Source organism: Leifsonia sp. 1010 (genome assembly GCF_031455295.1).
Taxonomy (GTDB): domain Bacteria; phylum Actinomycetota; class Actinomycetes; order Actinomycetales; family Microbacteriaceae; genus Leifsonia.
In genome coordinates, this window is sequence record NZ_JAVDSL010000004.1 from 286291 (window position 1) to 312597 (window position 26307).

Consider the following 26307-nt stretch of genomic DNA (forward strand, 5'->3'; position numbering starts at 1 on the left):
GCGCGGTCAGCGACCGTCGCGCACGGCCACCGCCAGGTCCGGATGGTCCGCGAAAACCCCGTCCACGCCGGAGTGCAGCAGGATCGAGAAGTAGCGCCGCCAATCCCCCCAGGCCGCCTCGGCGTCACCGCCCCGGAACTCGGCGGGAAGCATGCCGTTCTCCGGGCGGAGAGTCCAGCAGAGCACCGCAAGGCCTGCTGAGTGCGCGAGATCGACCAGGTCCGAGGTGACCGCGCCGACATCCGCGGCGTCGTCCTCCCCGAACAGTGCCATCGACACCGAGCCGGAGGACAGCACGAGCGAGGTCTCGACGCTGATGCCGTCGACCCGGTCCGCGGCCGACGGCGCCGCAGAGCCCAGCGCATACAGACCGCGGAGGCTCAGGTCGGTGTCGTACCCGGGCGCCGACGACCCGAGTGCCGCGACACGATCCGCCGGCGCACCCGCATCCTCCAGCAGATACACACGCCGGCCCCGGAATCCGCGCTCGTGCAGCTTCACCAGCACGGTGCGCTCGAAGCTCTCGACCACCACGCCGGCGCGATCCGTCCAGCCCGCCTCCGCGAGATCGCGCAGCAGGAGCTCATCTAGCGGATACCCCGCGGCCTCGAAATACGTCGCGTGCTTCAGCTCGGCCACCAGGCCGGGCGGCCGCGACGATCCCTCACCCGCGCGGTCGATCAGTTCGAGCAGATCGCTCAGACGCAACAGCGGATAGTGCCCGTCGAACGTCGAGCTGTGCTGCCGCAGAGCCGGGATCCGCTCCCGCGCCCGCAACGTCGACAGCTCGTCCCAGGTGAAGTCCTCCGTGAACCACCCGGTCACGGCGATCCCGTCGACCTCCTTGGTCGTCCGGCGATCGGCGAACTCCGCCCGCTCGGCGATATCGGTCGTTCCCGAGATCTCGTTCTCATGCCGGAGGACGAGCACTCCGTCCTTCGTCGCCACGATGTCGGGCTCGACGGCGTCGGCACCGAGCTGGAACGCCAGCTCGTACGAGCCCTGCGTATGTTCCGGCCGATACCCCGGAGCCCCGCGGTGACCGATGACCACGGGAGCCGTTCGCGCGCGCATGGCCCGATCCTAGCCCGGGGCACGCGCGCGCCCACGGGACCGAAATACCGGGTCGTCGACGCGCCAGGAGTGCCAGAATCGACGGGTGTCCGCCGATCCGAGCACGGCCCCTTCGCCCCGCGACCCCGCAGGGCCCGACGCCGCTGCGCTCGCCGGCGCGGGCTGGAGGGAGCCCGCGTCCCTCCTCCCGCTCCGCTGGGGCGCCTACCGCCCCCGCCTGATCGCCGGACTCGCGATGCTCGTCGTCGGAACCGCGTGCGTGCTCGGCACCACGACGTACAGCCTCGCGCTCCTCCTCATCGGATCGCTCATGCAGCCGGCCGGCTGGGCCGTGCTCCCGTCGACGATCGGCCGGCGCGTCGCCGTCCCGCTTCCCGTCCTCGGGTTCACCTGGCTCATGCTCGGCGGCTCCGGCTTCGCCTGGTGCTACGCGGTCGTCCTCGCCGCCTGGCTGCTCGTCCGGCTCCGCCCGCTCCCCTCGTTCGCCGTGCTCCTCCTCCCCGCCGCCTGGAGCGCCCTCCTCCCCCTGTTCGTGCACGACTACGAGCACGGCTGGATCACCATCGCCACGAGCACGACGGTCATCGTCGGGGCTGCCTGGCTCGCGAAATGGATCGCCATCCGATTCGATTCATGGCAATCTGTCAGAACTCTCAGAAAAGAACCCCGTAGATTTGACTGAAGACGACCGTCAACCGGTCCACCCATAGAACGAGGAGCTCATGGCACTCAACAACCCGGCCTTCTCTACGAACCCGGCGTTCTCCACCAACGGTCAGGCCGCGACCGTCTCCGCCGAGAACCTGGAGCAGATGTACCAGTCGCCGTCGGCGACGGCCGCGGACACCGACCGGATGACGGTCGAAGACACCATCACGAAGACGGCGATCTGCTTCGTCCTCCTGCTCGCGGGCGCCGGCGTCGGCTGGTTCGTCCCTGTTCTCGCCATCCCCGCCGCGATCGTCGGCTTCGTGCTGGCGCTCGTCAACATCTTCAAGCGCAAGCCCTCGCCCGGGCTGATCCTCGGCTATTCGGCAGCACAGGGCATCTTCCTCGGCGCCATCTCGATGTTCTTCGAGTCGCAGTGGTCGGGCATCGTCATCCAGGCGGTCATCGCGACGTTCGCCGTCGTGGGCGTCACCCTGGCGCTCTTCGCCTCGGGCAAGATCCGTGCCTCGGCGAAGGCGACGAAGATCTTCCTCATCGCGATGTTCGGCTACCTCGCCTACTCGCTGGTCAACCTGGTCCTCATGTGGACGGGCGTGACCGGCGGCAGCTTCGGGCTGAACAGCGTCGAGCTCGGCAACACCGGCATCAAGCTGGGCCTGATCATCGGCCTCCTGGTCGTCCTGCTCGGCGCCTACTCGCTGGTGCTCGACTTCGACGCGATCAAGCAGGGTGTCGCGAACCGCGCCCCGCGCATCTACGGCTGGTCGGGTGCCTTCGGCATCATGGTCACGGTCATCTGGCTGTACCTGGAGATCCTCCGCATGCTGGCGATCTCGCGCGACTGACCCCACGCTTCACGACGAAGGCCCGGGATGCTGAACCAGCATCCCGGGCCTTCGTCGTCACTTCGGGATCACTCCCACTCGATGGTCCCGGGCGGCTTCGACGTGACGTCGAGCACGACGCGGTTCACGCCATCCACCTCGTTGGTGATGCGGTTCGAGATCTTCGCCAGCAGGTCGTAGGGCAGGCGGGTCCAGTCGGCCGTCATGGCGTCCTCGCTGGACACCGGGCGCAGCACGATGGGGTGCCCGTAGGTGCGGCCGTCGCCCTGCACGCCGACCGAGCGCACGTCTGCGAGCAGCACGACGGGGCACTGCCAGATCTCGGCGTCGAGGCCGGCGGCCGTGAGCTCCGCACGCACGATGGCGTCGGCGTCGCGCAGCAGGTCGAGACGCTCCTGAGTGACCTCGCCGACGATGCGGATGCCGAGGCCCGGTCCGGGGAACGGCTGACGCGAGACGATCTCCTCCGGCAGGCCGAGCTCACGCCCGATGGCGCGCACCTCGTCCTTGAACAGCGTGCGCAGGGGCTCGACCAGCTCGAACTGGAGGTCCTCCGGCAGGCCGCCGACGTTGTGGTGGCTCTTGATGTTGGCCGTGCCCGCTCCGCCGCCCGACTCCACCACGTCCGGGTACAGCGTGCCCTGGACGAGGAAGCGGATGGGGTCGCCCTCGCTCGCCGCCTCGGCGATCAGGTCGGCCTGGGCCTTCTCGAAGACGCGGATGAACTCGCGGCCGATGATCTTGCGCTTCGTCTCCGGGTCGCTGACACCGGAGAGCGCGTCGAGGAACTGCTTCTGCGCGTTGACGGTGACGAGCCGCACGCCGGTCGCCTTGACGTAGTCCTCCTCGACCTGGCGCGCCTCATCCTTGCGGAGAAGGCCGTGGTCGACGAACACGCAGACCAGCTGGTCGCCGACGGCCTCGTGGACCAGAGCGGCAGCGACGGCGGAGTCGACCCCGCCGGAGAGCGCGCAGATCACGCGGCCAGAACCGACCTGGGCGCGGATGGCCGCCACCTGGTCGGCGATCACGTTGCCGCTGTTCCAGTCGGCCGGGATGCCGGCCGCCCGGTGCAGGAAGTTCTCGAGCACGGCCTGCCCGTAGGCGGAGTGCTTCACCTCGGGATGCCACTGCACGCCGTACAGCTTCCGCTCGTCGTTGGCGAACGCGGCGACGGGCGTCCCCTCGGTCGAGGCGAGGACGTCGAAGCCCTCAGGCGCGCGGGCGACCGAGTCGCCGTGGCTCATCCACGCGGTCTGCTCCTCGGGCTGGCCGTCGAGCAGGATGCCGGAGTCGCTGATCCGCACAGCGGTCGAGCCGTACTCGCGCTGGCCGGTCTTCGCGACCTCGCCGCCGAGCGCGGTCGCCATGACCTGGAAGCCGTAGCAGATGCCGAGGACGGGGACACCGAGGTCGAGGATGGCCTCGTCGAGCCGCGGTGCGCCCTCCTCGTACACCGAGGACGGTCCGCCGGAGAGGACGATCCCGGAGGGGCGCTTGGCGGCCACCTCGGACGCGGTCACCGTGTGCGGCACGATCTCCGAGTAGACATTCGCCTCGCGCACGCGCCGGGCGATCAGCTGCGCGTACTGCGCGCCGAAGTCGACGACCAGGACAGGCCCGGACGGGTTGGCGGAGTCGGCTCCGCCCAGAAGATCGGTGAACGCCGCATCCGTGCTCATCGGGTCAGGGCTCCTTGTCTCGCCGCTAATGTGTCGCCTCCACGAGGTCGGCTGCCTCGGCCTCACGGCCGGCCAGGTAGGACTTCACCTGCTTGGTGATGCGCGCCTCCACGAAGAAGGAGAGGAACGGGACGACGCCACCGAGGGCGATCATCACGAACTTCGTGAACGGCCAGCGCATCAGGCTCCACAGGCGGAAGTCGGAGATGAGGTACACGACGTACAGCCAGCCGTGTGCGATCAGGATGCCCGTGCTCAGGTCGACGCCGGTCGGAGCGACGGCGGTCTCGACGGGGACGAAGGTCAGCGCGCCGTAGTTGCTGAAAGCGAACAGCTCGTAGCCGAGCCCGTACTTGACGACCATTTCGGCGCACAGGAGCAGCAGCATGATGCCCGTGACGTACGCGAACACCTGGTAGAACCGGAGCGCCCCGCGGATCTTCGGGAAGTCTTCGAGCTTGGGAGCGAGGGGCATGCGCCTATTCTAAAGGCTCGGACTGGGGGTTCTTCCCGGCCATCGCATCCTGCTTCTCACGCTTCTCACGTTCGAGCAGCTGCTCCTCGCGCAGCTCGTCCTCCCGCTGCTTCGCGTCCTTCACCAGGCGATACCAGAGGAAGACCGCGAACCCGGCGAAGATGATCCACTCGGCCGCGTAGAAGATGTTCAGCCAGTTCAGCTCGGTCTGGGCGATCGGCGGGGGCGAGTAGATCTGCACCAGCCCGGCCGGCGCTCCGCGCTCGACGACGTAGGCCGCGTAGACGGGCATGCCGTCGACACCGGTCCACAGGTTGTACAGAGCGCCGACCCCGAGCGTTCGCATCGCCGTCGGATCCTTCTTGTCGGTCGGCACCTCGGGCTGCTCGTCGGGCAGGATGCGGCCCACGATGCGCTGCGGATCCGTGTCCGCCTGCCGCGACAGCCGCTCGACCGCGGCCTGCGCGGAGGCCTTGTCCGGAGCCCACCCCCGTGCAACGGCGAGCGCGACCGGCCGGCCGTCGCGCTCCAGGTTCACGTGACCGACGACCCACCAGCCGCTGCGTCCCTGATTGAGCCGGTCGTGAAGCAGCTGGTAGTCCTCCGGGACGAACGTCCCGGTGAACTCGACCAGCTGCCCGACGGCCACATCGCGCAGGGGCGACGACGGGCCGGCGACGTCCGCGAGCGGGAGCACGGTCTCGCTCGGAGCCTCGACGGCCTTGCCCGACTCGACCGCACGCTCAAGCTGCCACTGACCGAGCCAGGCGAACCCGGCGGCGAGGAGCAGCGCGAACAGCAGCGCGCCGATCCATCGCGGGCGGCGCATCATCTGGAAGAGGGTGGTCTCGCCGGCGATCGGCTCGGCCCCCGTGGTCGTCTCGATGGTCAGTCCCGTTCCCGTTCGCCGCTGATGTCGTCCTGCATGGCCCGCTCCACCATCCTGTCGACGGCCCGCTGGGTCTCGTCGGCGCTCGTCGTCTCGCGGCGCGCGTCGGAGTCGAGGTCGGCGGTCGCGGCCTCGACCAGGGCGATCTCCTCGTCCAGCATCGGCTCGCGCTTCTTCGTCTTCTTCCGATCCCGTCGGCGTGACGGTCCGGACCGTAGGATCATCGCACCGATCTTCTCGGAGTTCGCTGCGAGGATCGGCCCGATGATCGCCATGACGAGCACGTAGAGACCGGCGAACGGCTGGATGCGCTCATCCAGTCCGGCGGCCAGCGACAGCGTGGCGAGGATGAGGGCGAACTCGCCGCGGTTCTGGAGGATGACCGTGGTGTTGATACCCGCCTGCACGCCCATCCCGTTGATCCAGGCGACGAACTGGCCCGCCCCGATGTTGAGCACGATCGTCATGACGACGGCGATCCCGACCGGCAGCAGCACGGACGGGAACTTCGCCGGGTCGAGGGCGAGCCCGAAGTTGAGGAAGAAGAAGGCGGCGAACACATCCCGCAGCGGGATGGCGATCTGCTCGATCTTCCTGCGGTACTTCGTCGCGCCGAGCACCAGACCGATGAGGAAGGCGCCGATCGCGTCGGTCACGCCGAGCAGCTCGCCGATGCCGGCGAACAGGACAGCGAAGCCGAAGAAGAGGATGGTGAAGAGCTCGTCGTCCTTGGTGCGGAACAGCCGCGAGACGAACCGCCCGCCCCAGCGCGCGATCGTGAACATCACGACGAGGAAGGCGAACGCGATCGCGAGCTTGCCGACCACGGGCCAGAAGTCGGTCTCGCCGCTGAGCACCACGGAGACGATCGCCAGGTAGATGGCGATGAAGATGTCCTCGACGACCGTGACACCGAGGATCATCGGCGTCTCGGTGTTCGCCAGCCGCCGCAGTTCGATGAGCAGTTTGGTGACGATCGCCGACGATGAGGTGGCCGTCATCCCGGCGATGATGAGCGCCTCGCGGGTGCCCCACCCGACCATGAACCCGAAGATCAGGCCGACACCCATGTTGATGACGATGTACGAGCCGCCGGAGACGATCAGCTTGCCGAAGTTGCCGAAGAACTCGTCCTGGTCGAACTCCAGACCCAGGTTGAACAACAGCAGGATGAGCCCGAAGATCGCGATGAGCTCGATGTAGTCGCTCTCGAAGTTGAGCGGGAACCAGCCGGTGTGCGGGCTGGCCAGCAACCCGACCAGCATGTAGATGGGGATCGCGGGGAGACTCACCAACCTGCCGAGGCGCCCGAGCACGTACGCGACGAGCAGGAGGATGCCGAGAACGATGAGGTCTTCGCCGAGATGCATCGTCGTTCAGCCCCCGGGCGGAGCGTCGGCGGTGACACGGTGCGCGACCTCGCCGGTGCGGAAGAACGAGAACGCCTTCGCGACCTTCTCCGGCGTGCCGGCGACCACCAACGTGTCCCCGGGGAACACCTTGAAGTCGGGGGCGGGCGCGGGGTTGGCGGAGTCCCCGCGCACCACGGCGACGACGGTGAGGCCGACGAAGCCGCGGTCGCCCGGCTGCCCGAGCTGCTGACCGGCGATGTAGTCGTCGTAGTCGACGGTGAACCAGTCGATGCTGAGACCGGGGATCTGGTCGAGCGCGGTCAGAGCCTCGGTGATCTGCGTGCCGCCGAGCAGCTCCGCGAGTGTGTGGGCCTCATCCTCGTTGAGCCGGAGCGACACCTTGGTGACGTCGCTGCCGTCTTCATGGTCCGAGAACGTGATCAGGTCGCTGTGGCCGGAGCGGTGCGCGATGACGCCGACTTTGCCGCCATCGTCGGTCACGAAGGTGTGAAGCACCCCGACCCCGGGCAGCTTCACCCGTCGAACGTCTACCATCATCCGTCTCCATCCGCCGGGCCGGCCGGCATAAGGGGGGTATGCCTCCAGCCTACCGGAGGCATGCGAACGACCTCCCGGCGGTGCGATACTGGTCGACTATGTCTGCGACCGAACTCCCCGATCCCGACGCTGCGCCGCGCGAGTGGATGGCGTTCGCCGAGAGCGCCCGAAGCGACAGCCGGTATCGTCCGAACCCCTTCGGCAACCTGTACCGCGACGCCTTCCACGCGTCCGGCTACATACGCGAGCCGGCCGTCGACGAGCTGTCGTCGCTGAACGAGAGGGCGGTCGTGCCCGTGCTGGCGATCCGCGCATCCGACTGGGTCGAGCCTATCCGCGAGCGGGCGCGCCGGGCGCTCATGGACCGCTTCGAAACGGATCCCGGCGCGATCGTGCTGGCGGGACCGCTCGGGTTGGCACTGGCGACACGAGAGGCGGGCTCCTGGCTCGCCGGAGAGATCCGCGGCCGCCTGGAGACCCTCGATGCCGACGGGATACGTCAGTGCCTGCAGAGCCGGGACCACGTCTTCCGGCGTGCCGTCGTCAGAGTCGCGATCCGTCGCGCCGTGCTGACGTCGGAGGATCTTCGCGCCGTCGCGGAAGGCGACTCCGACCCCGATGTCCGTGCTGTCAGCGCCGAGGCAGTGCTTCGCGCGACACCGGCCGAAGAGGTGTACGGCCTGCTGCAGAGCCGCTCGGCGGAGCTGCGCGCTCTCGCGATCACCGCTCTGGCGACGAGCGGCGACCGCGGGCCGGCGCGAGCGGCCCTGAGCGATCGCGCCCACCGGGTACGCAGCGCCGCGCAGGTCGCTGTGCGCGCGGCAGGCGAGTCCCCCGCCGACGTCTACCGGGCAGAGCTGTCCGCCGGCAGCTTCAGGCGCGAAGCGCTTGCAGGTCTTCGCGAGACAGGCTCACCTGACGATGCGAAACTGCTCGTGCCGTTCCTCCGCGACCCGGATCCTGCGATCCGGGCCGAGGCCGCGCACGCGCTGCGAACCCTCGGCGGCGCCGACCAGTCGGTGCTCGTGGCCTCCCTGCACGACACATCCCCCGGGGTGGTCCGGGAGGTGACGAAGGCGCTGCGTCGCTCGGCGGGGACGGTGGACATCGACCTCCTCCGATCCTTGCTGCATCGCGGAGAGAGTCCTCATGTCCGGCTCGCCGGGTTCCGCCTGCTGACCGCGCGAGACGCGCGGACGCGTATCCTCACCGATCTCACGCTGGCAGAGGACGATCAGCTGGGCGAACGGGCGCGACTGGATCTGAAGGTCTTCGTCGACCTGATTCTCCCGAATGCCTACCTGACGCCGAACGCCGACGACGAGATTGCGCGGCTCCTCGAGCCGGGAACGCACGGGCTTCGCACCGCACAAGAACTCGCGCTCCGTTCAGCGCTCGGTCTGCCCCCACTGCCGGACGCCGCTCCCACGCAGGGGCCGCTACCGGCCGCCGCCCGCGAGCCGCTGCCGGCCGCCGCCCCAGCGCGGAAGCGACGCTTCTCGTTCTTCCGCCGCTCCCGCGTCTGAGGCTCCGTACGCCGGCTACCCGTCCGTCCTCGGCGCGTCCTCCGCACCGGCGCCCTCGACGTCCTTCGGCGCCTGGTCGGCGCTCGTCGGCGTGCCGGCCTTCGACGCGGCCTTCGCGGCTTCGGCGTCGGCCTCCACGATGTCGGGCGCTTCGAGTCGGATGCGGTCTGCGGACTCGTCGTCGGGCTGCAGCTGGCTGGCCCGCTCCGCCTCGACCCGCCGCAGGTAGGTGCGCACCTCGCGCTCCTCCCGCTCCGAATCCCAGCCGAGCACCCGGGCCATCAGCGACGCCGCGACCGGGGCGGCGGAGACCCCGCGGTCCCAGGCCTCGATCGAGATGCGGGTGCGACGGGCGAGCACATCCTCCAGGTGGAGGGCGCCCTCGTGCGTCGCCGCGAAGACGACCTCGGCGCCGACGTAGTCGTCCGCTCCAGGCAGGGGGTCGGCCAGCGACGGGTCCTCGCGGATGAGCGCGAGGATGTCCTCCGCGAACGTCCCGTAGCGGTTCAGCAGGTGCTCGACGCGGGCGACGTGGAGGCCGGACTCCTGGGCGATCCGGTGGCGGCGGTTCCACGCGGCCTGGTAACCCTCCGCTCCGACCAGGGCGATGTCCATCGTCGTGGAGGGCGGAGTCTTGCCGTCGATCGCGCTGACGGCGGCATCCACCGCATCCTTCGCCATGACCCGGTACGTCGTCCACTTGCCGCCCGCGATGACGACGAGGCCCGGTACCGAGTGGGCGACCAGGTGCTCACGCGACAGCTTCGACGTCTGCTCGGACTCGCCGGCGAGGAGGGGCCGGAGGCCCGCGTAGACACCCTCGACATCCTCTCGGGTCAACGGGATGTTGAGGATCTCGTTCACGTGGGCCAGCAGATAGTCGATGTCGGCCGCGGTCGCCGCGGGATGCGCCTTGTCGAGGTGCCAGTCGGTGTCCGTCGTGCCGATGAGCCAGTGACGGCCCCACGGGATGACGAAGAGCACGCTCTTCTCGGTGCGCAGCAGCAGACCCATCTTCGACTGGAAGCGGTCCCGCGGCACCACCAGGTGGATGCCCTTGGACGCGCGCACCTTGAACTGGCCGCGCTCCCCCACCATCGACTGCGTGTCGTCCGTCCACACGCCGGTCGCGTTGACGACCTGCTTGGCGCGGATGTCGAACCGCTCGTCGGTCTCGAGGTCGTGGGCGCGCACGCCGACCACCCGCTCGCCGACCTTGATGAAGCCCTCCACCCGCACGCGGGAGGCGACGTGGGCGCCGTAGTGCGCGGCCGTGCGCACCAGGTTGGCGACGTAGCGGGCGTCGTCGACCTGCGCGTCGTAGTACGTGATGCCGCCGATCAGGGCGTCCTTGTTCATCGACGGGATGGCGTTCAGCACCTGCCGCTTGCTGAGGTGCCGGTGGTGCGGGACCCCGGGAGGTCGGCCGCCGCTGTACGAGAAGATGTCGTACAGCATCATGCCGGCGCCGATGTAGAACCGCTCCCACACCCGCTTGTGCAGCGGGTACAGGAAGCGCACGGGCTTCACGAGGTGCGGAGCGATGCGCTGCAGCAGCAGCCCGCGCTCGATGAGCGCCTCACGGACCAGCCGGAAGTCGAGCTGTTCGAGGTACCGGATGCCGCCGTGGACCAGCTTGGAGGAGCGGCTGGAGGTGCCGGAGGCGAAGTCGCGCGCCTCCACCAGACCGGTGGTCAGACCGCGGGTCGCCGCATCCACCGCCGATCCGGCGCCGACGATGCCGCCGCCGACGACGAGGATGTCGAGCTCCGTGTCTTTGAGCGCCGCGATCGCCGCGGCGCGCTCCGCCGGACCGAGCCGTGACGGGTATGTCACGGCCGGGTTCGACGCGGGCGTCGCGTGCCTGTCGCCGCCTGGGGCAGATTGGGACTTCACCATCGTTCTCTCCCTCCCCGGCCGCCTTCGGCCGGCGCTGCTCTACTGCGTACGGTACGGCGCGACGACGACCTCGACGCGCTGGAACTCCTTCAAGTCCGAGTATCCCGTCGTGGCCATGCTTCGGCGCAAGGCTCCCACGAGATTCGCAGAGCCCTCGGCCACCGGTGCCGGCCCGTAGAGGACCTCCTCGAGCGGCGCCACCTGTCCGACGGCGACGCGGTTGCCGCGCGGCAGCTGCGAGTGGTGCGCCTCGGCGCCCCAGTGCCATCCACCGCCCGGCGCATCGGTGGCGCGGGCGAGGGTGGTGCCGAGCATGACGGCGTCGGCGCCGCAGGCGATCGCCTTGACGATGTCGCCCGAGCTGCCGAGGCCGCCGTCGGCGATGACGTGCACGTAGCGGCCGCCCGACTCGTCCATGTAGTCGCGGCGGGCGCCGGCGACGTCGGCCACGGCGGTCGCCATGGGCGCGTGGATGCCGAGAGTGGATCGCGTGGTCGATGCGGCACCGCCGCCGAAGCCGACGAGCACTCCGGCCGCGCCGGTGCGCATCAGGTGCAGCGCCGCGGTGTAGGTGGCGGCCCCGCCGACGATGACCGGCACATCCAGTTCGTAGATGAACTTCTTGAGGTTGAGCGGCTCGACGTTCTTCGACACGTGCTCGGCCGAGACCGTGGTCCCGCGGATCACGAACAGGTCGACGCCCGCGTCGACGACCGTCTCGTACAACTCCTGCGTGCGCTGCGGCGAGAGGGCGCCGGCGACGGTGACGCCACCCTCGCGGATCTCGGCGAGGCGACGCGTGACGAGCTCGGGCTTGATCGGCTCGGAGTAGATCTCCTGCATCCGGCTCGTCGCGCGCTCGGCAGGCAGCTCGCGGATCTCGGCGAGCAGCGGCTCGGGGTCTTCGTAGCGGGTCCAGAGGCCCTCGAGGTCGAGCACGCCGAGACCGCCGAGCTGGCCCATCATGATGGCCGTGGTCGGCGAGACCACGGAGTCCATCGGGGCCGCGATGAAGGGGATGGAGAACTGATAGGCGTCGATCGTCCACGAGACCGAGACGTCCTCCGGGTCGCGGGTGCGCCGGCTGGGAACCACGGCGACGTCGTCGAAGGCGTACACACGGCGGGCGCGCTTGGCGCGGCCGATCTCGATCTCCATACTCACGCGCTTCAGTCTAGGCCGCGCGCCTGTTCGGCGTCGGGGGCCTGTGGAAAGGTGGTCTCGTGACCGTCGAAGCCGAACCCCTCAACCGTCTCCGCCAGCGCACCAGCGAGAAGTGGCGCGCGTACCCCGACGACGTCCTCCCGCTGTTCGTCGCCGAGATGGACTATCCGCTCGCCCCGCCGATCGCCCAGGCCCTGCATGCGGCCGTCGACCGCAGCGACACCGGCTATATCGGGCCGGACGACCGCACGCAGCGAGCGTTCGCCGACTTCGCACGCGACCGCTGGGGCTGGGAGGTCGACCCCGCGCAGACCCGGACCACCACCGACGTGAGCGTGGTCATCGTAGAGGCGCTGCGGATCCTGATCGAACCGGGCGACCGCGTGGTCATCACCCCGCCGGTGTATCCACCGTTCTTCGAGCTGATCCCCGAGGCCGGGGGTGTCGTCGAGGAGGTGCCGCTGCTCGAGGGCGGGACCGACGGCCGTGGCTGGGCGCTCGATCTCGCCGGTCTGGAGCGGGCGTTCGCGGGAGGGGCGAAAGCGTTCCTGCTGTGCAACCCGCACAATCCGCTCGGCCTCGTCCACCCGCGCGCCGAGTTGGAGGCGGTCGCCGCGCTGGCGGCGCGCCACGGCGTGTCCGTCGTCAGCGACGAGGTGCACGCTCCGCTCACGCACTCCGATGCGACCTTCACGCCGTTCCTCTCCGTGTCGGACGAGGCACGGCGGATCGGCGTGGCCGCACATGCCGCCAGTAAGGCGTGGAACCTGGCCGGGCTCAAGTGCGCGCTGTTCGTGACGGCGTCGCCGGAGCAGGCCGAGCGCGTCCACGCCCTGCCCATCGAGGTGGAGGTGCGCACCAGCCACTTCGGCCGGATCGCCACCGAGGCGGCCTACCGGGATGGGGGCCCCTGGCTCGACGACGTGCTGCGGGCCATCGAGACCAACCGCGAGCTGCTGTCCGTCCTGCTGACCGACCGCCTGCCGCGCGCCCGCTACCGCGAGCCGCTCGCCAGCTACCTCGCCTGGATCGACCTGCGCGCGCTCGACTGGGGTGACGACCCGGCCGCGCGCATCCTCGAGGAGGCCCGCGTCGCCGTCAACCCGGGCATCGAGTTCGGTGCGCCCGGCGCCGGTTTCATCCGCCTCAACCTGGCGTGCTCCCCGGAGGTCCTCACCGAGGCCATCGACCGGATCGCGGAACTCAGCGCGCGCGGCTGACCCGGCGCTCGTCCCACACCGGCTCGTCGGTCTCGTACACCGCGCCGTCCGAACCGAACACCAGGAACCGGTCGAACCCGCGAGCGAACCACCGGTCGTGCGTGACCGCGATCACCGTGCCCTCGAACCCGGCGAGGCCCTCCTCGAGCGCTTCGGCCGAGACCAGGTCGAGGTTGTCGGTCGGCTCGTCGAGCAGCAGCAGCGTCGCGCCCGAGAGTTCGAGCAGCAGGATCTGCAGCCGCGCCTGCTGGCCGCCCGAGAGCGACTCGAACGTCTGCTCGGCGGCGCCGGCGAGGCCGTAGCGATCGAGGACCCGGCTGGCGGCCTCCCGAGGCATCCCGTCGCGGCGATCGTCTCCGCGGTGCAGGATCTCCAGCAGCGTCCGCCCGACCAGCTCGGGATGCTCGTGAGCCTGCGCGAACAGGCCGGGAGCGACGCGGGCACCGAGTTTGGCGTTGCCGGTGTGCGGGACGGCGGCGCCGGCGTTCTCCGCCGCGGCGAGGTGCCCGGCGGACGGGTCCGGATCCGTTCCTCCGGCCGCGAGCAGCCGGAGGAAGTGCGATTTCCCGGACCCGTTCGAGCCGAGCACCGCGACGCGCTCACCGAACCAGACCTCGGCGTCGAACGCCCGCATGAGCCCGGTCAGTTCGAGGTCCGTGCATTCGAGCACGCGGCGGCCGGTGCGGGCGCCGGTCAAGCGCATCCGCACGTTCTGCTCGCGCGGCACGGCCTGCGGCGGACCGACCGTCTCGAAGCGGGCGAGGCGCGTCTGCGCGGCCTGGTAGGCGCTGGCGAGGTCGCTGTTGTACTTCGCCTTCTCCTTGAAGCGCAGGACGAGCGCCTTGAGCTTCGCGTGCTCCTCGTCCCACCGTCGGCGCAGCTCTTCGAGCCGCTCCATCCGCTCGCGCCGGGCATCGTGGTAGCCGGAGAAACCGCCGCCGTGCGTCCACGTGGTGTTTCCGGCGGCGCCGAGCTCCAGCGTGATGATGCGGTCGGCAGCGTTCGCGAGGAGTTCGCGGTCGTGCGAGACGACCAGTACCGTCTTCTGCGTCGCACGGAGCTGCTCCTCCAGCCAGCGCTTGGCCGGCACGTCGAGGTAGTTGTCCGGCTCGTCCAGCAGCAGCACCTGCTCCGGTCCGCGCAGCAGCGCCTCCAGCACCAATCGCTTCTGCTCTCCGCCCGACAGCGTGCGGACGGACCGGTACCGAGCGCGCTCGAAGGCGATGCCGAGCGCAGCGACCGTGCACTGGTCCCAGACGACCTCCTGCTCGTATCCGCCGGCGTCGGCGTATTCGGCGAGCGCGTTCGCATACCGCAGCTGCGTGTCGGTCTCGTCGCGCTCGATGATGGCGTTCTCGGCCGCCTCCAGGGCTTCGGCCGCAGCTTTCACCGCCTTCGGCGCCACTCCCACCAGCAGGTCGTGGACCGTCCGATCGTCGCGGACGTGTCCGACGAACTGGTCCATCACCCCGAGGCCGCCCTCGATGACGACGCCTCCCGCATCCGGCCGGAGCTCACCCCGGATGATGCGCAGCAGCGTCGACTTACCCGCGCCGTTCGCACCGATCAGAGCGCCGACCCGGCCGTCCCCGACCCGGAACGAGACGTCGTCGAGCAGCGGACGGCCGTCGGCGAGCGTGTAGGAGACGCCGGAGACGTCGATGTGGCTCATGGTGTGATCCTGGTCTGGAGGGCGGGCAAAGCCTTCCAGACTAAACGAAACCGCCGCCCGAGGGAACGGGCGGCGGTTTCTCAGACCTGAAGCTGCACGTCAGCGGCGGTAGTTCGGGGCCTCCACGACCATCTGCACGTCGTGCGGGTGCGACTCCTTGAGCCCCGCCGCGGTGATGCGCACGAACTTGCCGTTCTGCTTGAGCTCCGGGATGGTGCGGGCTCCGACGTAGAACATCGACTGCCGCAGACCGCCGACGAGCTGGTAGGCGACGGCGGAGAGCGGGCCCCGGAACGGCACCTGGCCCTCGATGCCCTCGGCGATCAGCTGCTCGTCGCTCGGCACATCCGCCTGGAAGTAGCGGTCACGCGAGTAGGAGGTCTTCTTCCCGCGCGTCTGCAGAGCGCCGAGCGACCCCATCCCGCGATAGTTCTTGAACTGCTTGCCGTTGACGAACACGAGCTCGCCCGGCGACTCGGAGGTCCCAGCCAGCAGCGATCCGAGCATGACGCTGTCGGCACCGGCGACGAGCGCCTTCGCGATGTCGCCCGAGTACTGCAGACCGCCGTCGGCGATGAGCGGGACGTTGGCCTCCCGCGCGGCGAGCGACGCCTCGTAGACCGCGGTGACCTGGGGAACGCCGACACCGGCGACGACGCGCGTAGTGCAGATGGAGCCCGGGCCGACACCGACCTTGATGGCGTCGGCGCCCGCGTCGATGAGCGCCTGGGCGCCCGAGCGGGTGGCGACGTTGCCGCCGATGACGTCGACGTGCGACGCACGGGGCTCTGCCTTCAGACGGCGGATGATGTCGAGCACGCCCGCGCTGTCGCCGTTGGCGGTGTCGACGACGATCACGTCGACGCCCGCGTCGACCAGGGTCATCGCGCGCTCCCAGGCGTCGCCGAAGAAGCCGATCGCGGCACCGACGCGGAGGCGGCCCTCGTCGTCCTTCGTGGCGTCGGGGTACTTCTCGCTCTTGTCGAAGTCCTTCACCGTGATGAGGCCGCCGAGCTTGCCGTCCGCGTCCACGAGGGGGAGCTTCTCGATCTTGTGCTCGGCGAAGATGGCGACGGCCGCGTCGGGGTCGATGCCGATCGGCGCCGTGATGAGCGGCTGACGCGTCATGACGTCGCGGACCTTGGTGGTCGAGCGCTCGAACGGCGACACGAAGCGCATGTCGCGGTTCGTGATGATGCCGACGAGGGTGCCGTCCGGCTCGACGACCGGGAGACCGCTGACGCGGAACTGGCCGCACAGCGCATCCACCTCTTCGACGGTGGCGTCCGGAGTCGTGGTCACCGGATTGGTGATCATGCCCGACTCGGAGCGCTTGACCTTGTCGACGTGCGCCGCCTGGTCCTCGATTGAGAGGTTGCGGTGGATGATGCCGATGCCGCCCTGGCGCGCCATGGCGACGGCCATGCGCGACTCGGTGACGGTGTCCATCGCGCTCGACAGCAGCGGAGTCGCCATCGAGATGCGCTTCGTCAGGCGAGTAGAGGTGTCCGCCTCACTCGGGATGACGTCCGTATGCCCGGGGAGGAGCATGACGTCGTCGTAGGTCAAACCGATGAAACCGAACGGATCCGCCTGATCCATCTCACCCCTTCAAAGATGCATCCCGTGTGAGGACGCGCGACTGTGGATGCTCAATGGTAACGGCAGAATCTGGACGGATATTCCGGCCGCTTCGCGGTCAGTCCACCGAGGCCAGGTCGAGCTCCGCCGCCCGCTTCCCCTGCCGTGCCGCGACGATCATGTCGATGCTCAGGATGAGCAGCGCGAGCCAGACGATCGCGAAGCCGACCCAGCGCTCCGGAGGCATCGCCTCGTGCAGCACGGCGACGCCGACGATGAACTGGATGAACGGGGCGAAGTACTGGATGAAGCCCATGTAGACGAGCGGGAGGCGACGGGATGCCGCGGCGAAGAACAGCAGCGGGACGGCCGTGATGACGCCCGCTCCGACGAGCAGGACCGTGTGCCATACGCCCGCGGTGCCGATGGTGAGCCCGGCGGTGACACCGACGACGATGAGCTGGATGACGGCCACCGGGGTCAGCCACATCGTCTCGAGGGTGAGACCGGAGAGCGCATCCACCCGGTTGCCCACCCGCTTCTTGATCAGCCCGTACAGGCCGAACGAGAAGGCGAGGATGAGCGCGATCCACGGCATGGAGCCGTAGCCGACCGCGAGGACGATGACGGCGACCACGCTCACGCCGACGGCGACCCACTGGGCGACGCGCAGCTTCTCACGCTGGACGACGACGCCGAGGAACACCGTGACGATCGGGTTGATGAAGTAGCCGAGCGCCGCCTCGACGACGTGGCCGTTCACCGTCGCCAGCACGTACGTCTGCCAGTTGACGTAGATGAGGGCGCCCGCGAGGCCCATCGTGAACAGGACGCGCTTGTCGGTGAGCAGCGCGGCGAACGTGCGCCACGAGCGCGTCACGGTGAGGGCGATCGCGCAGAACCCGAGCGAGAAGATCACGCGCCAGCCGACGATCTCCCAAGCCGAAGCGGGCGCGAGCGCCAGGAAGTAGATCGGGAGGATGCCCCACAGGACGTACGCGGAGACCGCGTAGACGAGTCCGGATGTGCGGTGGGAGCTGAGTTCGTCGGAGGATGCCACTCGTCCGACTCTACCTCCGACCCCGGACACCACGACGGCCCGGATGCTCAGAGCATCCGGGCCGTCGAGAAGAGGGGGTGCGTCAGCGGACGACGACCGCGAGCACGTCGCGGGCCGACAGGACGAGGTAGTCCTCGCCGCCGAACTTGACCTCGGTGCCGCCGTACTTCGAGTAGATGACCTTGTCGCCGACAGCGACGTCGAGCGGGATGCGGTTGCCGTTGTCGTCGATGCGACCCGGGCCGACCGCGACGACCTCGCCCTCCTGCGGCTTCTCCTTGGCGGTGTCGGGGATGACCAGACCGGAAGCAGTGGTCTGCTCAGCCTCGACCTGCTTGATGACGATGCGATCCTCGAGCGGCTTGATGGAGACCGACACGTTGACCCCTTTCCTGTGAAGAACAGTGTCTCTACTAAGACTGATTAGCAAACTCGCACTGAGAGTGCTAACACGAGTCTAGGGGGTGGGTTAGCAGTCACGCAACGTGAGTGCCAGACCGGGCGGGGCGGCAGGTCCAGGGTAGCGTTGAGCGCATGGAACGCTCCGAGCTGGTCGCCCTGTTGAGCCCGGAGGGCCTGCGGCTGCTCGACTCCCTGCCGCCGTACAACAGCGAGCGGGACGTTCTCGCCATCGTCAGCGACCTCCGCAAGCAGGGCCACTCCCCCGCGCTGGTCGCGGCCGTCCTCACGCAGTCGAAACTGCGCCGCAAGGCCGCGGCCAAGTTCGGCGACTTCGCGTCGCAGATGCTCTTCACCGAGGCGGGACTGGAGCAGGCCACCCGGCTGCCGGTCGCCGCGCGCCACGCCGGCCGGTTCCGCGCTGCGGGCCTCCGCCGCGTCGCCGACCTCGGCTGCGGCATCGGCGGCGACGCGCTCGCCCTCGCCGCCCTCGAACTCGACGTCCTGGCGATCGAGGCCGACGAGGTGACCGCGGCCATCGCCTCCTTCAACCTGGCACCGTTCCCCAGCGCTCGGGTAGAGCAGCAGCGCGCCGAAGACGTCGACCTGCGCGAGATCGACGGCGTCTTCCTCGACCCGGCGCGGCGGACCGCCGGCCACACGCAGACGGAACGCCTCACCGACCCCGACGACTACACGCCGTCGCTCGGCTTCGCGTACGAGCTCGCCACCGGCCGATCCGTCGGCCTGAAGCTCGGTCCGGGATTCGACCGCGACCTCATCCCCTCGACGGCGGAGGCGCAGTGGGTCTCCGCCGAAGGGCAGGTCGTCGAGCTGGGGCTCTGGTTCGGAGCGCTCGCCCGCCCGGGCATCCACCGGGCAGCACTCGTGCTCCGTGGCGACCAGGCCGACGAGTTGACGGCCGACGCGGACAGCCCCGACGAGGAGACCGGCCCGCTCGGAGAGTACCTCTACGAGCCGGATGGCGCGGTCATCCGGGCGCGCCTCATCGGCGATCTCGCACGCAGGCTGGGCGGCAGGATGCTCTCGGAGCAGATCGCATACATCACCACCGACCAGCCTGCGGAGACGCCGTTCGCCGCCGGCTTCCGCGTGCTCGAGACGCTCCCCTACGCCGAGAAGGACCTCAAGAAGGCGCTCCGTCAGCGCGGCATCGGCACCCTCGAGATCAAGAAGCGGGGAGTGGATGTGGACCCCGCCGCACTGCGTCGCAGGCTGGGCCTCAACGGCGACCGCCCGGCGACCCTGATCCTCACCAGGGTCGCCGGGCGGCACACGGCGCTGCTCGCCGAACGGCTCTGAGGCCGTCGGCGAACCGCTTCACAAGGCTCTGATCAGTACGTGCCCTGGTAGTTGGCGATGCTCGCGAAAATGATCGCGAGGAAGATCCAGTAGATGATCGCGATCGCGATGCTCACGAAGCCGAGGATGATGCCGGTGAGCCAGAAGCCCTTGGCCTGCGGCTCCTTGTTGCGGCCGATGAAACCGAGCACGACCGCCGCGATGCCGAACAGGAAGCCGATGCCCCAGGCGATGTTGAGCACGATGCCGAGGATGCCGCCGACGAGCGACAGGATGCTCAGGATCGGCGACTTGGCCGCGGGCTGCCCGTACGGCTGGGTGTAGCCCGGGGCAGGCTGGCCGTATGCCGGCTGGCCGTACGGCTGCTGACCGGGCTGGCCCGGCTGCTGGCCGTAGGGCTGCTGGTACTGCTGACCGTAACCGGGGGCGGGCGGCTGCTGGCCGTATCCCGGCGCGGGCGGCTGCTGACCGTATCCCGGAGCCGGCGGCTGCTGCCCGTAGTCGGGGGCCGGCGGCTGCTGACCGTAGCCCGGCGCGGGCGGCGGGACCGCTCCCGTGTCGGACGCGGGCGGTGCGGGCGGCGGCGGCGGGACCGATCCGTTCTGCGAGTTCGGGTCCGTCGGTTCGACGGGGGCGTTCGGGTCGGTCATGAGACCCATCTCCTTCGGTGCGGGAAGCTGGTGGTCGGCGCCTCGGCGGAAACGAATTTCCTGAGAGAACGCTGTATCACTCCCATCGTGGCAGGGGGTCCGGGAGGGTGTCAACGCACCACTCAGGCGGTGACCTGAATCTCCGTCACCGGGAGCGTGGAGTCCGCCGAGAAGGTGAGCTCGCTCGGGCCGTGACCCGCCATGATCAGCTGCGCCCCCAGCGCCGCGATCATCGCGCCGTTGTCCGTGCACAGCGAAAGAGCCGGGATGCGCAGCGCGACACCGACTTCGGCCGCCCGCGCGATGGCGAGCTGGCGCACCCGGGCGTTCGCCACGACACCGCCGCCGAGCAGCAGCCGGGGCACGTCGTGATCGCGGCACGCGGCGAGCGCCTTCGTGATCAGCACGTCCGCCACCGCCTCCCGGAACGACGCAGCGACATCGGCGACCGGCACCTCTTCCCCGGCATCCTGACGCTGTTCGACCCAGCGCGCGACCGCGGTCTTGAGTCCGGAGAAGGAGAAGTCGTACCGGTGCTTCTCCAGGTCCTTCGGCCGGGTCAGCCCGCGCGGGAAGCGGATCGCCTTCGGGTCGCCGTCCGCGGCGACGCGGTCGATCTGCGGGCCGCCCGGATACGGGAGGCCGAGCACGCGGGCGACCTTGTCGAACGCCTCACCGGCTGCGTCGTCGATGGTCTCGCCGAGCAGCTCGACGTCCGAGACGAGGTCGCGGACGAGCAGCAGGGAGGTGTGGCCGCCGGAGACGAGCAGGGCGATCGTCGGCAGTTCGACGGGATGTCCCGGGCCGCCCTGCGCGTCGAGCAGGTCGGCACCGACGTGACCCACGAGGTGGTTGACCGCGTACAGCGGCTTGCCGAGGGAGACGGCGAGCGCCTTCGCCGCGCCGACGCCGACCATGAGCGCACCCGAGAGTCCGGGGCCGCTGGTCACCGCGATGGCGTCGACGTCGGCCAGCTCGATCCCCGCGTCCGCCACCGCGGTGCGCAGCGTCGGCTCCAGGGCCTCCAGATGTGCGCGGGCGGCGACCTCCGGGACCACGCCGCCGTAGCGGGCGTGCTCCTCCATCGACGACGCGATCGTGTTGGCGAGCAGCGTCGTGCCGCGGACGATCCCCACACCGGTCTCGTCGCACGACGTCTCGATGCCGAGCACGAGCGGCTCTTTCGTGGACGCCGGATCGAGGCGAGTGGATGCTGCGCTGGTCATGCGACGGTGGTCTCCGGACTGGGGACGGCGAGACGCATCACGATCGCATCCACACCGTCCGGCTGGTAGTACTTCGGGCGAACGCCGATCTCCTCGAAACCGAGGTCGCGGTAGAGGGTCTGGGCGCCCGGGTTGTCGGCGCGGACTTCGAGGAACACCTCGCGGGCGCCCCGTTTCCGCGCCTCGGCGATCAGGGCGAGCATGAGCTGACGTCCCAGCCCGCGGCGGCGGGCGTGCGGGGCGACCGCGATGGTCTGGATGTCGCCCTCGCCTCCCCCGCGGGGGGCGAGGAGTCCGGCATACCCGGCGAGTCGGTCGGGCGACTCCGGTGCGAACGCGACGAGGTAGTAGCCGTGCTCGCCGGCGACCTCCGAGCGCATGGATCGCTCCGACCACGCGTCGTTCTCGAAGACGCTGCGCTCCAGCTCCATGATCGCGGGCACGTCGGCGGGCTCGGCGCGGCGCAGCTGGTGCACGGTGCGGGCGGGATCGGTCACGCCGTCACCCGCTTCGGCCCGGCCGACGGCGTCACATCCGGCGAGCGCAGGTACAGGGCGACATCGGGGTCCATGGGCAGCCGGTTCGCGTAGCGCAGCTCGGCGATCATGCCGAGGCGGCCGGCGGGGACGACGTCGGCGTCGACTCGAGCGACATCGGGATGCGGCAGCTCGTCCGGCCGGGCGAGGCCCGGCCCGTCGAGGCGGATCGGGAGACCGAAGCCGTCGACGCCCGAGTAGGCGGTCCAATACCGTTCCCGGCGCCGGGCATCGGTGACGATCAGCAGCGGACCCTCGTGGCCGGACGCGTAGCGGTCGTAGGCGACGGCGTCATGGCTGACGACGGGGACGAGCGGCTTTCCCGCGCCGATCGCGAACGCCTTCGCCGCGGCGATGCCGACCCGGAGTCCCGTGAACGGGCCCGGCCCCATCCCGGCGACGACGCCAGACAGAGCGCGCACCTCGATTCCGGCCACGGTCAGCGCCTCGTCGATGAGGGTGCCGATGACCTCGGCGTGACGCATGGTGTCGGTCTCGATGATCTCCGAGAGCACCCCGCCCTCCCGGTCGACGACGGCGACGCTGGTCCCGGCGGACGTGTCGATGGCGAGCAGCATGCATCCAGCCTAAGCGGGATCGGCGGACGAGGAGCCCGTGAGCGGCGCCCAGCGCGGACCGAACCCGGTCAGCGTGACGGTACGCGGTTCGTCGGTCTCGTCGACCGCCTCGTCCGCGGCAGCCGCGCCCTCCGCCGCCCCCGTCGGCCGCTCGATCGCGACCTCGAGCCACGACTCGGCGACGCCGTCGAGCATCCCGGCGCCCCACTCCACCACGACGACCGAGCGCGCGAAGTCGATGTCGAGATCGTCGAGCTCGAGCGCGCTGGACAGGCGGTAGGCGTCGACGTGGACGAGCGGCGCGCCGCCGGAGAGGCTGGGATGCGTCCGGGCGAGCACGAAGGTCGGGCTGGTCACCGGGCCGCGCACGTCCAGTCCTTCGCCGATCCCGCGCGTCAGCGTCGTCTTACCCGCTCCGAGCGGGCCGGACAGGATGACGAGGTCGCCCGCCCGAAGGACCCCGGCCAGCTCCCGGCCGAGTTCGTGCATCTCCTCCGCCGTGGCGACCCGCCGGACCGCGGGCACCTGCAGCGCGTCCGTCATCGGTCGCCTCCGGTGTAGCTCCGTCTCAGTCGTCCGCCGAGCCGGGTCACGATCTCGTAGTTGATGGTGTCGGCGGCCTCGGCCCAGTCGTCCGCACCCGGCACGCCGGTCGCGGGGTCGCCGAACAGGACGACCTCGTCGCCGACCGCCACGTCCAGGTCGCCGACGTCGACCACGAACTGGTCCATGGCGACGCGCCCGCTGATCTGGAATGTGCGGCCGCCGATCGCGACAGGACCGCGATTGGACGCGTGACGCGGGATGCCCTCCGCGTAGCCGAGCGGGACGAGGACGAGCGTCGTCTCCTTCTCGGTGCGGTAGGTGTAGTCGTAGGAGACGCCGGTGCCCGCAGGCACGCGCCGGACGGCCGCCACCCGTCCGCGGAGCGTCATCGCGGGACGCAGCCCGAGCTCGATGGCCGACTCGCGGCCGAAGGGCGACAGCCCGTACACGGCGATGCCGAGACGGACGAGGTCGAATCGCGACTCCGGTAGCGAGAGGGCTGCGGCACTAGCCGCGATGTGCCGCAGCTCGGGATCGAGTCCGGCGGCGGACGCGCGATCGAGCGCGCGCTCGAACGCGGCGATGGCCGCGCGGTCGTCGTCCGGCGACGCGTTGGAGAGGTGCGAGAAGATGCCGCGGACCCGGACGAGCCCCGCGAGCTCGAGCTCGCGTGCGCGCGCGACCACCGCATCCCACTCGGACTCGGGGACTCCGTTGCGGCTCAGCCCGGTCTCGATCTTGAGCTGGACGAAGACCGGCCGGTCGCCCGTGCCTGCGGCCGCTGCGGCCTCCAGCTGAGCGCGGGACGATATCCCGAGGTCGAGGTCGGCGCGGACGGCGTCGGCGAAGTCGTCGTCGGGGTCGTGCAGCCACGCGAGCACCGGCGCGGTGATGCCGGCCTCCCGCAGCGCAAGGCCCTCGGAGATCTCGGCGACGCCGAGCCAGTCCGCTCCGCCGGCGAGCGCCGCACGGGCGCACTCGACGGCGCCGTGGCCGTACGCGTCGGCCTTGACGACCGCCATGACGTGCGGCGTGCCGACGAGCTCGCGCAGGCGCGCGACGTTCGCGCTCACCGCATCCAGGTCGACGACCCGCTCCCGGAACGCCGCGGTCACGGCGCGCACTCCGTCACGACGAACGCCGTCGCGACGCCGGCGTCGTGCGTCATCGACACGTGGATGCGCACGATGCCGCGCTCGCGGACCTGCGCCTCGACGACGTTGTGCAGCACGAAACCGGGGTTCCTCTCCTCGTCGGGGACGATCTCCATGTCGTGCCAGCGCACGCCTTCCGACCCGCCGAGCGCCTTGATCAGCGCCTCTTTCGCGGCGAACCGGGCCGCGAGCGAGTGCACGGGAAGCAGGCGCTCCGCCTCGGTGAACAGCCGGTCGCGCAGCTTCGGCGTACGGGCGATCGACCGCGCGAAGCGTGCCAGATCGACCACGTCGACCCCGATGCCGGCGATCACGGCGTCACTCGACGGTGACGGACTTGGCCAGGTTGCGCGGCTGGTCGACGTCGAGGCCCTTCGCCGCCGACAGCTCCATGGCGAAGATCTGCAGCGGGACGACCGCGAGAAGCGGCTCGAAGAGGGGCGCGGCCAGCGGGATGCGGATGACCTCGTCGGCGAACGGCAGCACGGCGGCGTCTCCGGCCTCGGCGATCGCGATGACGCGGGCGCCGCGGGCGCGGATCTCCTGGATGTTCGAGACGACCTTTTTGTGCAGCTCGTCCGACCAGCGCGGGCTGGGCACGACGACGAACACCGGCTGGCCCGGCTCGATCAGGGCGATCGGTCCGTGCTTCAGCTCGCCGGCCGCGAAGCCCTCGGCGTGGATGTACGCAAGCTCCTTGAGCTTCAGCGCGCCTTCCAGCGCGATCGGGTAGCCGACGTGACGACCGAGGAACAGCACCGCGCGGGTGTCCGACATCCATTTGGCCAGCTGCGCGATCTCGGCGTGCGACTCGAGCACCGTGGCGATCTTCGCGGGCACCTCCTGCAGCTCCTCGATCGCGTCGCGCTGCTGGGCGGCGCTGAGGGTTCCGCGGACGCGCGCAAGGTGGAGCCCGAACAGGTACAGCGCGGTGATCTGGGCGACGAAAGCCTTCGTCGACGCGACGGCGACCTCCGGCCCGGCGTGCGTGTAGAGCGCTGCGTCGGACTCGCGCGGGATGGTCGCGCCCTGCGTGTTGCAGACCGAGATCGCCTTCGCGCCGCCCTCGCGGGCGTACTTGACGGCCATCAGCGTGTCCATCGTCTCGCCCGACTGGCTGATCGAGATGACCAGGGTGCCGTCGGTCAGCACGGGCTCGCGGTAGCGGAACTCGTGGCTCAGCTCGACCGTGACGGGCACGCGGGCCCACTTCTCGATCGCGTAGCTGCCCACCAGGCCCGCGTACGCGGCGGTGCCGCACGCGATGATCGTGATGCGGTCGATGCCGGCGAAGTACTCGTCGCCGAGCGCGTCGAGCTCGGGGATGTGAACCGTGCCGTCGACGAGACGGCCGCGCAGGGTGTTGGCCACCGCATCCGGCTCTTCGGCGATCTCCTTGGCCATGAACGACGACCATCCGCCCTTCTCGGCGGCGGAGGCGTCCCACGCGACCTCGAACGGCTCGACCTCGACGGGTGCGCCGGCGAAGTCGGTGACCGTGACGCTGTCCGGAGTGATGGTGACGATCTGGTCCTGGCCGATCGCCATCGCCTTGCGGGTGTGCTCGACGAACGCGGCGACATCCGAACCGAGGAAGTTCTCGCCCTCGCCGAGCCCGATGACGAGCGGCGAGTTGCGGCGCGCGCCGACGACGACGTGCGGCTGGTCCTGGTGCATCGCGAGGAGGGTGAATGCACCCTCCAGGCGCGAGACGACGCTCTGGAACGCCTCGGGCAGGTCGCCCGTCCGGCGGTACTCGCGGCCGAGCAGAACGGCCGCGACCTCGGTGTCGGTCTCGGACTCGAAGGCGAAGCCGTCGGCCAGCAGCTCGTCCTTCAGCGTCGCGAAGTTCTCGATGATGCCGTTGTGGATGACGGCCAGGCGACCGTCGTCGCCGAGGTGCGGGTGCGCGTTCACGTCGGTCGGCCCGCCGTGCGTCGCCCAACGGGTGTGACCGATGCCGGTCTGCCCGTTCGGGATGGGGTGCTCCTGCAGGTCTTCGGTCAGCACCGAGAGCTTGCCCGCCTTCTTGGCGGTGCCGAGAGCTCCGTCCGGGCCGATCACGGCGATGCCCGCGGAGTCGTATCCGCGGTACTCCAAACGCTTCAGACCGCCGAGAAGCACTTCGAGGCTCTTGTCGGTACCGACGTACCCCACGATTCCACACATGGGCTCGAGTCTATCGTGGGCTGAAATGGGAGCCCGCTTGGAGCGCCCCCCTAGAATTGG

At 70.0% G+C, this 26307-nt stretch carries 25 protein-coding genes; 5 read left to right on the top strand and 20 right to left on the bottom strand.

Annotation, left to right across the window (positions count from 1 at the left end):
- Positions 1–6: 6 nt before the first annotated feature.
- Complete coding sequence (locus J2Y42_RS17150; protein ID WP_309860939.1) at positions 7–1074, bottom strand: glycerophosphodiester phosphodiesterase family protein; 1068 nt, start codon at positions 1072–1074, stop codon at positions 7–9.
- Between the two features lie 85 nt (positions 1075–1159).
- On the opposite strand from J2Y42_RS17150, the gene J2Y42_RS17155 reads away from it, so the two are divergent.
- The gene (locus J2Y42_RS17155; RefSeq protein WP_309860942.1) at positions 1160–1756 is read left to right on the top strand and encodes a hypothetical protein; all 597 of its coding nucleotides are present in this window, start codon (positions 1160–1162) and stop codon (positions 1754–1756) included.
- Positions 1757–1796: 40 nt separating this feature from the next.
- On the top strand, positions 1797–2588 hold the full coding sequence (locus tag J2Y42_RS17160; RefSeq protein WP_309860945.1) for a Bax inhibitor-1/YccA family protein: 792 nt from the start codon (positions 1797–1799) through the stop codon (positions 2586–2588).
- Positions 2589–2656: 68 nt separating this feature from the next.
- Here J2Y42_RS17160 and guaA read toward each other — a convergent pair whose 3' ends face one another.
- Genes guaA through J2Y42_RS17185 form a run of 5 tightly spaced genes read right to left on the bottom strand, consistent with a single transcriptional unit; the run spans position 2657 to position 7523 of the window.
- Entirely contained in the window at positions 2657–4270 is a 1614-nt protein-coding gene (gene guaA / locus J2Y42_RS17165; RefSeq protein ID WP_309860948.1) for a glutamine-hydrolyzing GMP synthase, read from the bottom strand.
- A gap of 25 nt (positions 4271–4295) precedes the next feature.
- Entirely contained in the window at positions 4296–4745 is a 450-nt protein-coding gene (locus J2Y42_RS17170) for a DUF3817 domain-containing protein (RefSeq protein WP_018191911.1), read from the bottom strand.
- 4 nt (positions 4746–4749) lie between these two features.
- Positions 4750–5577, bottom strand: a complete 828-nt coding sequence (locus J2Y42_RS17175; protein WP_309860950.1) for an SURF1 family cytochrome oxidase biogenesis protein — start codon at positions 5575–5577, stop codon at positions 4750–4752.
- A 56-nt stretch (positions 5578–5633) separates the two neighbouring features.
- A complete protein-coding gene (locus J2Y42_RS17180) occupies positions 5634–7004 on the bottom strand; it encodes a cation:proton antiporter (protein ID WP_309860953.1) in 1371 nt (456 codons plus the stop codon).
- A gap of 6 nt (positions 7005–7010) precedes the next feature.
- Entirely contained in the window at positions 7011–7523 is a 513-nt protein-coding gene (locus J2Y42_RS17185; RefSeq protein ID WP_309860956.1) for a TrkA C-terminal domain-containing protein, read from the bottom strand.
- 119 nt (positions 7524–7642) lie between these two features.
- On the opposite strand from J2Y42_RS17185, the gene J2Y42_RS17190 reads away from it, so the two are divergent.
- Entirely contained in the window at positions 7643–9070 is a 1428-nt protein-coding gene (locus J2Y42_RS17190; protein WP_309860958.1) for a HEAT repeat domain-containing protein, read from the top strand.
- 15 nt (positions 9071–9085) lie between these two features.
- On the opposite strand, the gene J2Y42_RS17195 is transcribed toward J2Y42_RS17190, so the two are convergent.
- Together J2Y42_RS17195 and J2Y42_RS17200 are read right to left on the bottom strand one after the other, a co-directional pair.
- A complete protein-coding gene (locus J2Y42_RS17195) occupies positions 9086–10906 on the bottom strand; it encodes a glycerol-3-phosphate dehydrogenase/oxidase (RefSeq protein WP_309861060.1) in 1821 nt (606 codons plus the stop codon).
- A gap of 102 nt (positions 10907–11008) precedes the next feature.
- Positions 11009–12127, bottom strand: a complete 1119-nt coding sequence (locus tag J2Y42_RS17200; protein WP_018191916.1) for a GuaB3 family IMP dehydrogenase-related protein — start codon at positions 12125–12127, stop codon at positions 11009–11011.
- A 65-nt stretch (positions 12128–12192) separates the two neighbouring features.
- On the opposite strand from J2Y42_RS17200, the gene J2Y42_RS17205 reads away from it, so the two are divergent.
- A complete protein-coding gene (locus J2Y42_RS17205; RefSeq protein ID WP_309860960.1) occupies positions 12193–13353 on the top strand; it encodes an aminotransferase class I/II-fold pyridoxal phosphate-dependent enzyme in 1161 nt (386 codons plus the stop codon).
- Here the strand turns inward: J2Y42_RS17205 and J2Y42_RS17210 are convergent.
- The 4 genes from J2Y42_RS17210 to groES form a co-directional block, all read right to left on the bottom strand.
- Positions 13337–15025 (bottom strand): ATP-binding cassette domain-containing protein, encoded by a 1689-nt coding sequence (locus J2Y42_RS17210; protein ID WP_309860963.1) that lies wholly within the window; start codon positions 15023–15025, stop codon positions 13337–13339. The genes J2Y42_RS17205 and J2Y42_RS17210 overlap by 17 nt on opposite strands.
- Before the next feature lie 99 nt (positions 15026–15124).
- On the bottom strand, positions 15125–16627 hold the full coding sequence (gene guaB / locus J2Y42_RS17215; protein ID WP_309860966.1) for an IMP dehydrogenase: 1503 nt from the start codon (positions 16625–16627) through the stop codon (positions 15125–15127).
- Between the two features lie 97 nt (positions 16628–16724).
- A complete protein-coding gene (gene rarD, locus J2Y42_RS17220; protein WP_309860969.1) occupies positions 16725–17666 on the bottom strand; it encodes an EamA family transporter RarD in 942 nt (313 codons plus the stop codon).
- An 82-nt stretch (positions 17667–17748) separates the two neighbouring features.
- Entirely contained in the window at positions 17749–18045 is a 297-nt protein-coding gene (gene groES / locus J2Y42_RS17225; RefSeq protein ID WP_018191921.1) for a co-chaperone GroES, read from the bottom strand.
- A 155-nt stretch (positions 18046–18200) separates the two neighbouring features.
- Between groES and J2Y42_RS17230 the strand changes: the two genes are divergently transcribed.
- A complete protein-coding gene (locus J2Y42_RS17230) occupies positions 18201–19388 on the top strand; it encodes a THUMP-like domain-containing protein (RefSeq protein WP_309860972.1) in 1188 nt (395 codons plus the stop codon).
- A 32-nt stretch (positions 19389–19420) separates the two neighbouring features.
- Here the strand turns inward: J2Y42_RS17230 and J2Y42_RS17235 are convergent, their stop codons facing one another.
- From J2Y42_RS17235 to glmS, 8 genes are all read right to left on the bottom strand, one after another.
- Positions 19421–20038 (bottom strand): DUF4190 domain-containing protein, encoded by a 618-nt coding sequence (locus J2Y42_RS17235; protein ID WP_309860975.1) that lies wholly within the window; start codon positions 20036–20038, stop codon positions 19421–19423.
- Positions 20039–20160: 122 nt separating this feature from the next.
- Positions 20161–21264, bottom strand: coding sequence for a tRNA (adenosine(37)-N6)-threonylcarbamoyltransferase complex transferase subunit TsaD (tsaD, locus tag J2Y42_RS17240; RefSeq protein ID WP_309860978.1), 1104 nt, complete (start codon positions 21262–21264; stop codon positions 20161–20163).
- On the bottom strand, positions 21261–21761 hold the full coding sequence (gene rimI, locus J2Y42_RS17245) for a ribosomal protein S18-alanine N-acetyltransferase (protein ID WP_309860981.1): 501 nt from the start codon (positions 21759–21761) through the stop codon (positions 21261–21263). Before rimI ends, tsaD begins: the two co-directional genes overlap by 4 nt.
- The gene (gene tsaB / locus J2Y42_RS17250) at positions 21758–22378 is read right to left on the bottom strand and encodes a tRNA (adenosine(37)-N6)-threonylcarbamoyltransferase complex dimerization subunit type 1 TsaB (protein WP_309860984.1); all 621 of its coding nucleotides are present in this window, start codon (positions 22376–22378) and stop codon (positions 21758–21760) included. The genes rimI and tsaB overlap by 4 nt, the downstream gene beginning before the upstream one ends.
- Before the next feature lie 9 nt (positions 22379–22387).
- Positions 22388–22921: a tRNA (adenosine(37)-N6)-threonylcarbamoyltransferase complex ATPase subunit type 1 TsaE gene (tsaE, locus tag J2Y42_RS17255; RefSeq protein WP_309860987.1), complete on the bottom strand. Its 534-nt coding sequence runs from the start codon at positions 22919–22921 to the stop codon at positions 22388–22390.
- A complete protein-coding gene (gene alr, locus J2Y42_RS17260) occupies positions 22918–24048 on the bottom strand; it encodes an alanine racemase (RefSeq protein ID WP_309860990.1) in 1131 nt (376 codons plus the stop codon). The genes tsaE and alr overlap by 4 nt, the downstream gene beginning before the upstream one ends.
- Positions 24036–24392: a holo-ACP synthase gene (locus J2Y42_RS17265; protein ID WP_309860992.1), complete on the bottom strand. Its 357-nt coding sequence runs from the start codon at positions 24390–24392 to the stop codon at positions 24036–24038. The genes alr and J2Y42_RS17265 overlap by 13 nt, the downstream gene beginning before the upstream one ends.
- Positions 24393–24396: 4 nt before the next feature.
- Positions 24397–26247, bottom strand: coding sequence for a glutamine--fructose-6-phosphate transaminase (isomerizing) (gene glmS / locus J2Y42_RS17270; RefSeq protein ID WP_309860995.1), 1851 nt, complete (start codon positions 26245–26247; stop codon positions 24397–24399).
- Positions 26248–26307 lie beyond the last annotated feature (60 nt).

Bases quoted from the DNA above. Each gene is read 5' to 3' on its own strand.
- J2Y42_RS17150 (WP_309860939.1), bottom strand. From the start codon at position 1,074: ATGCGCGCGCGAACGGCTCCCGTGGTCATCGGTCACCGCGGGGCTCCG.
- J2Y42_RS17160 (WP_309860945.1), top strand. From the start codon at position 1,797: ATGGCACTCAACAACCCGGCCTTCTCTACGAACCCGGCGTTCTCCACC.
- guaA (WP_309860948.1), bottom strand. From the start codon at position 4,270: ATGAGCACGGATGCGGCGTTCACCGATCTTCTGGGCGGAGCCGACTCC.
- J2Y42_RS17170 (WP_018191911.1), bottom strand. From the start codon at position 4,745: ATGCCCCTCGCTCCCAAGCTCGAAGACTTCCCGAAGATCCGCGGGGCG.
- J2Y42_RS17175 (WP_309860950.1), bottom strand. From the start codon at position 5,577: ATGATGCGCCGCCCGCGATGGATCGGCGCGCTGCTGTTCGCGCTGCTC.
- J2Y42_RS17180 (WP_309860953.1), bottom strand. From the start codon at position 7,004: ATGCATCTCGGCGAAGACCTCATCGTTCTCGGCATCCTCCTGCTCGTC.
- J2Y42_RS17190 (WP_309860958.1), top strand. From the start codon at position 7,643: ATGTCTGCGACCGAACTCCCCGATCCCGACGCTGCGCCGCGCGAGTGG.
- J2Y42_RS17200 (WP_018191916.1), bottom strand. From the start codon at position 12,127: ATGGAGATCGAGATCGGCCGCGCCAAGCGCGCCCGCCGTGTGTACGCC.
- J2Y42_RS17210 (WP_309860963.1), bottom strand. From the start codon at position 15,025: ATGAGCCACATCGACGTCTCCGGCGTCTCCTACACGCTCGCCGACGGC.
- guaB (WP_309860966.1), bottom strand. From the start codon at position 16,627: ATGGATCAGGCGGATCCGTTCGGTTTCATCGGTTTGACCTACGACGAC.
- J2Y42_RS17230 (WP_309860972.1), top strand. From the start codon at position 18,201: ATGGAACGCTCCGAGCTGGTCGCCCTGTTGAGCCCGGAGGGCCTGCGG.
- J2Y42_RS17235 (WP_309860975.1), bottom strand. From the start codon at position 20,038: ATGACCGACCCGAACGCCCCCGTCGAACCGACGGACCCGAACTCGCAG.
- tsaD (WP_309860978.1), bottom strand. From the start codon at position 21,264: ATGACCAGCGCAGCATCCACTCGCCTCGATCCGGCGTCCACGAAAGAG.
- tsaB (WP_309860984.1), bottom strand. From the start codon at position 22,378: ATGCTGCTCGCCATCGACACGTCCGCCGGGACCAGCGTCGCCGTCGTC.
- tsaE (WP_309860987.1), bottom strand. From the start codon at position 22,921: ATGACGGACGCGCTGCAGGTGCCCGCGGTCCGGCGGGTCGCCACGGCG.
- glmS (WP_309860995.1), bottom strand. From the start codon at position 26,247: ATGTGTGGAATCGTGGGGTACGTCGGTACCGACAAGAGCCTCGAAGTG.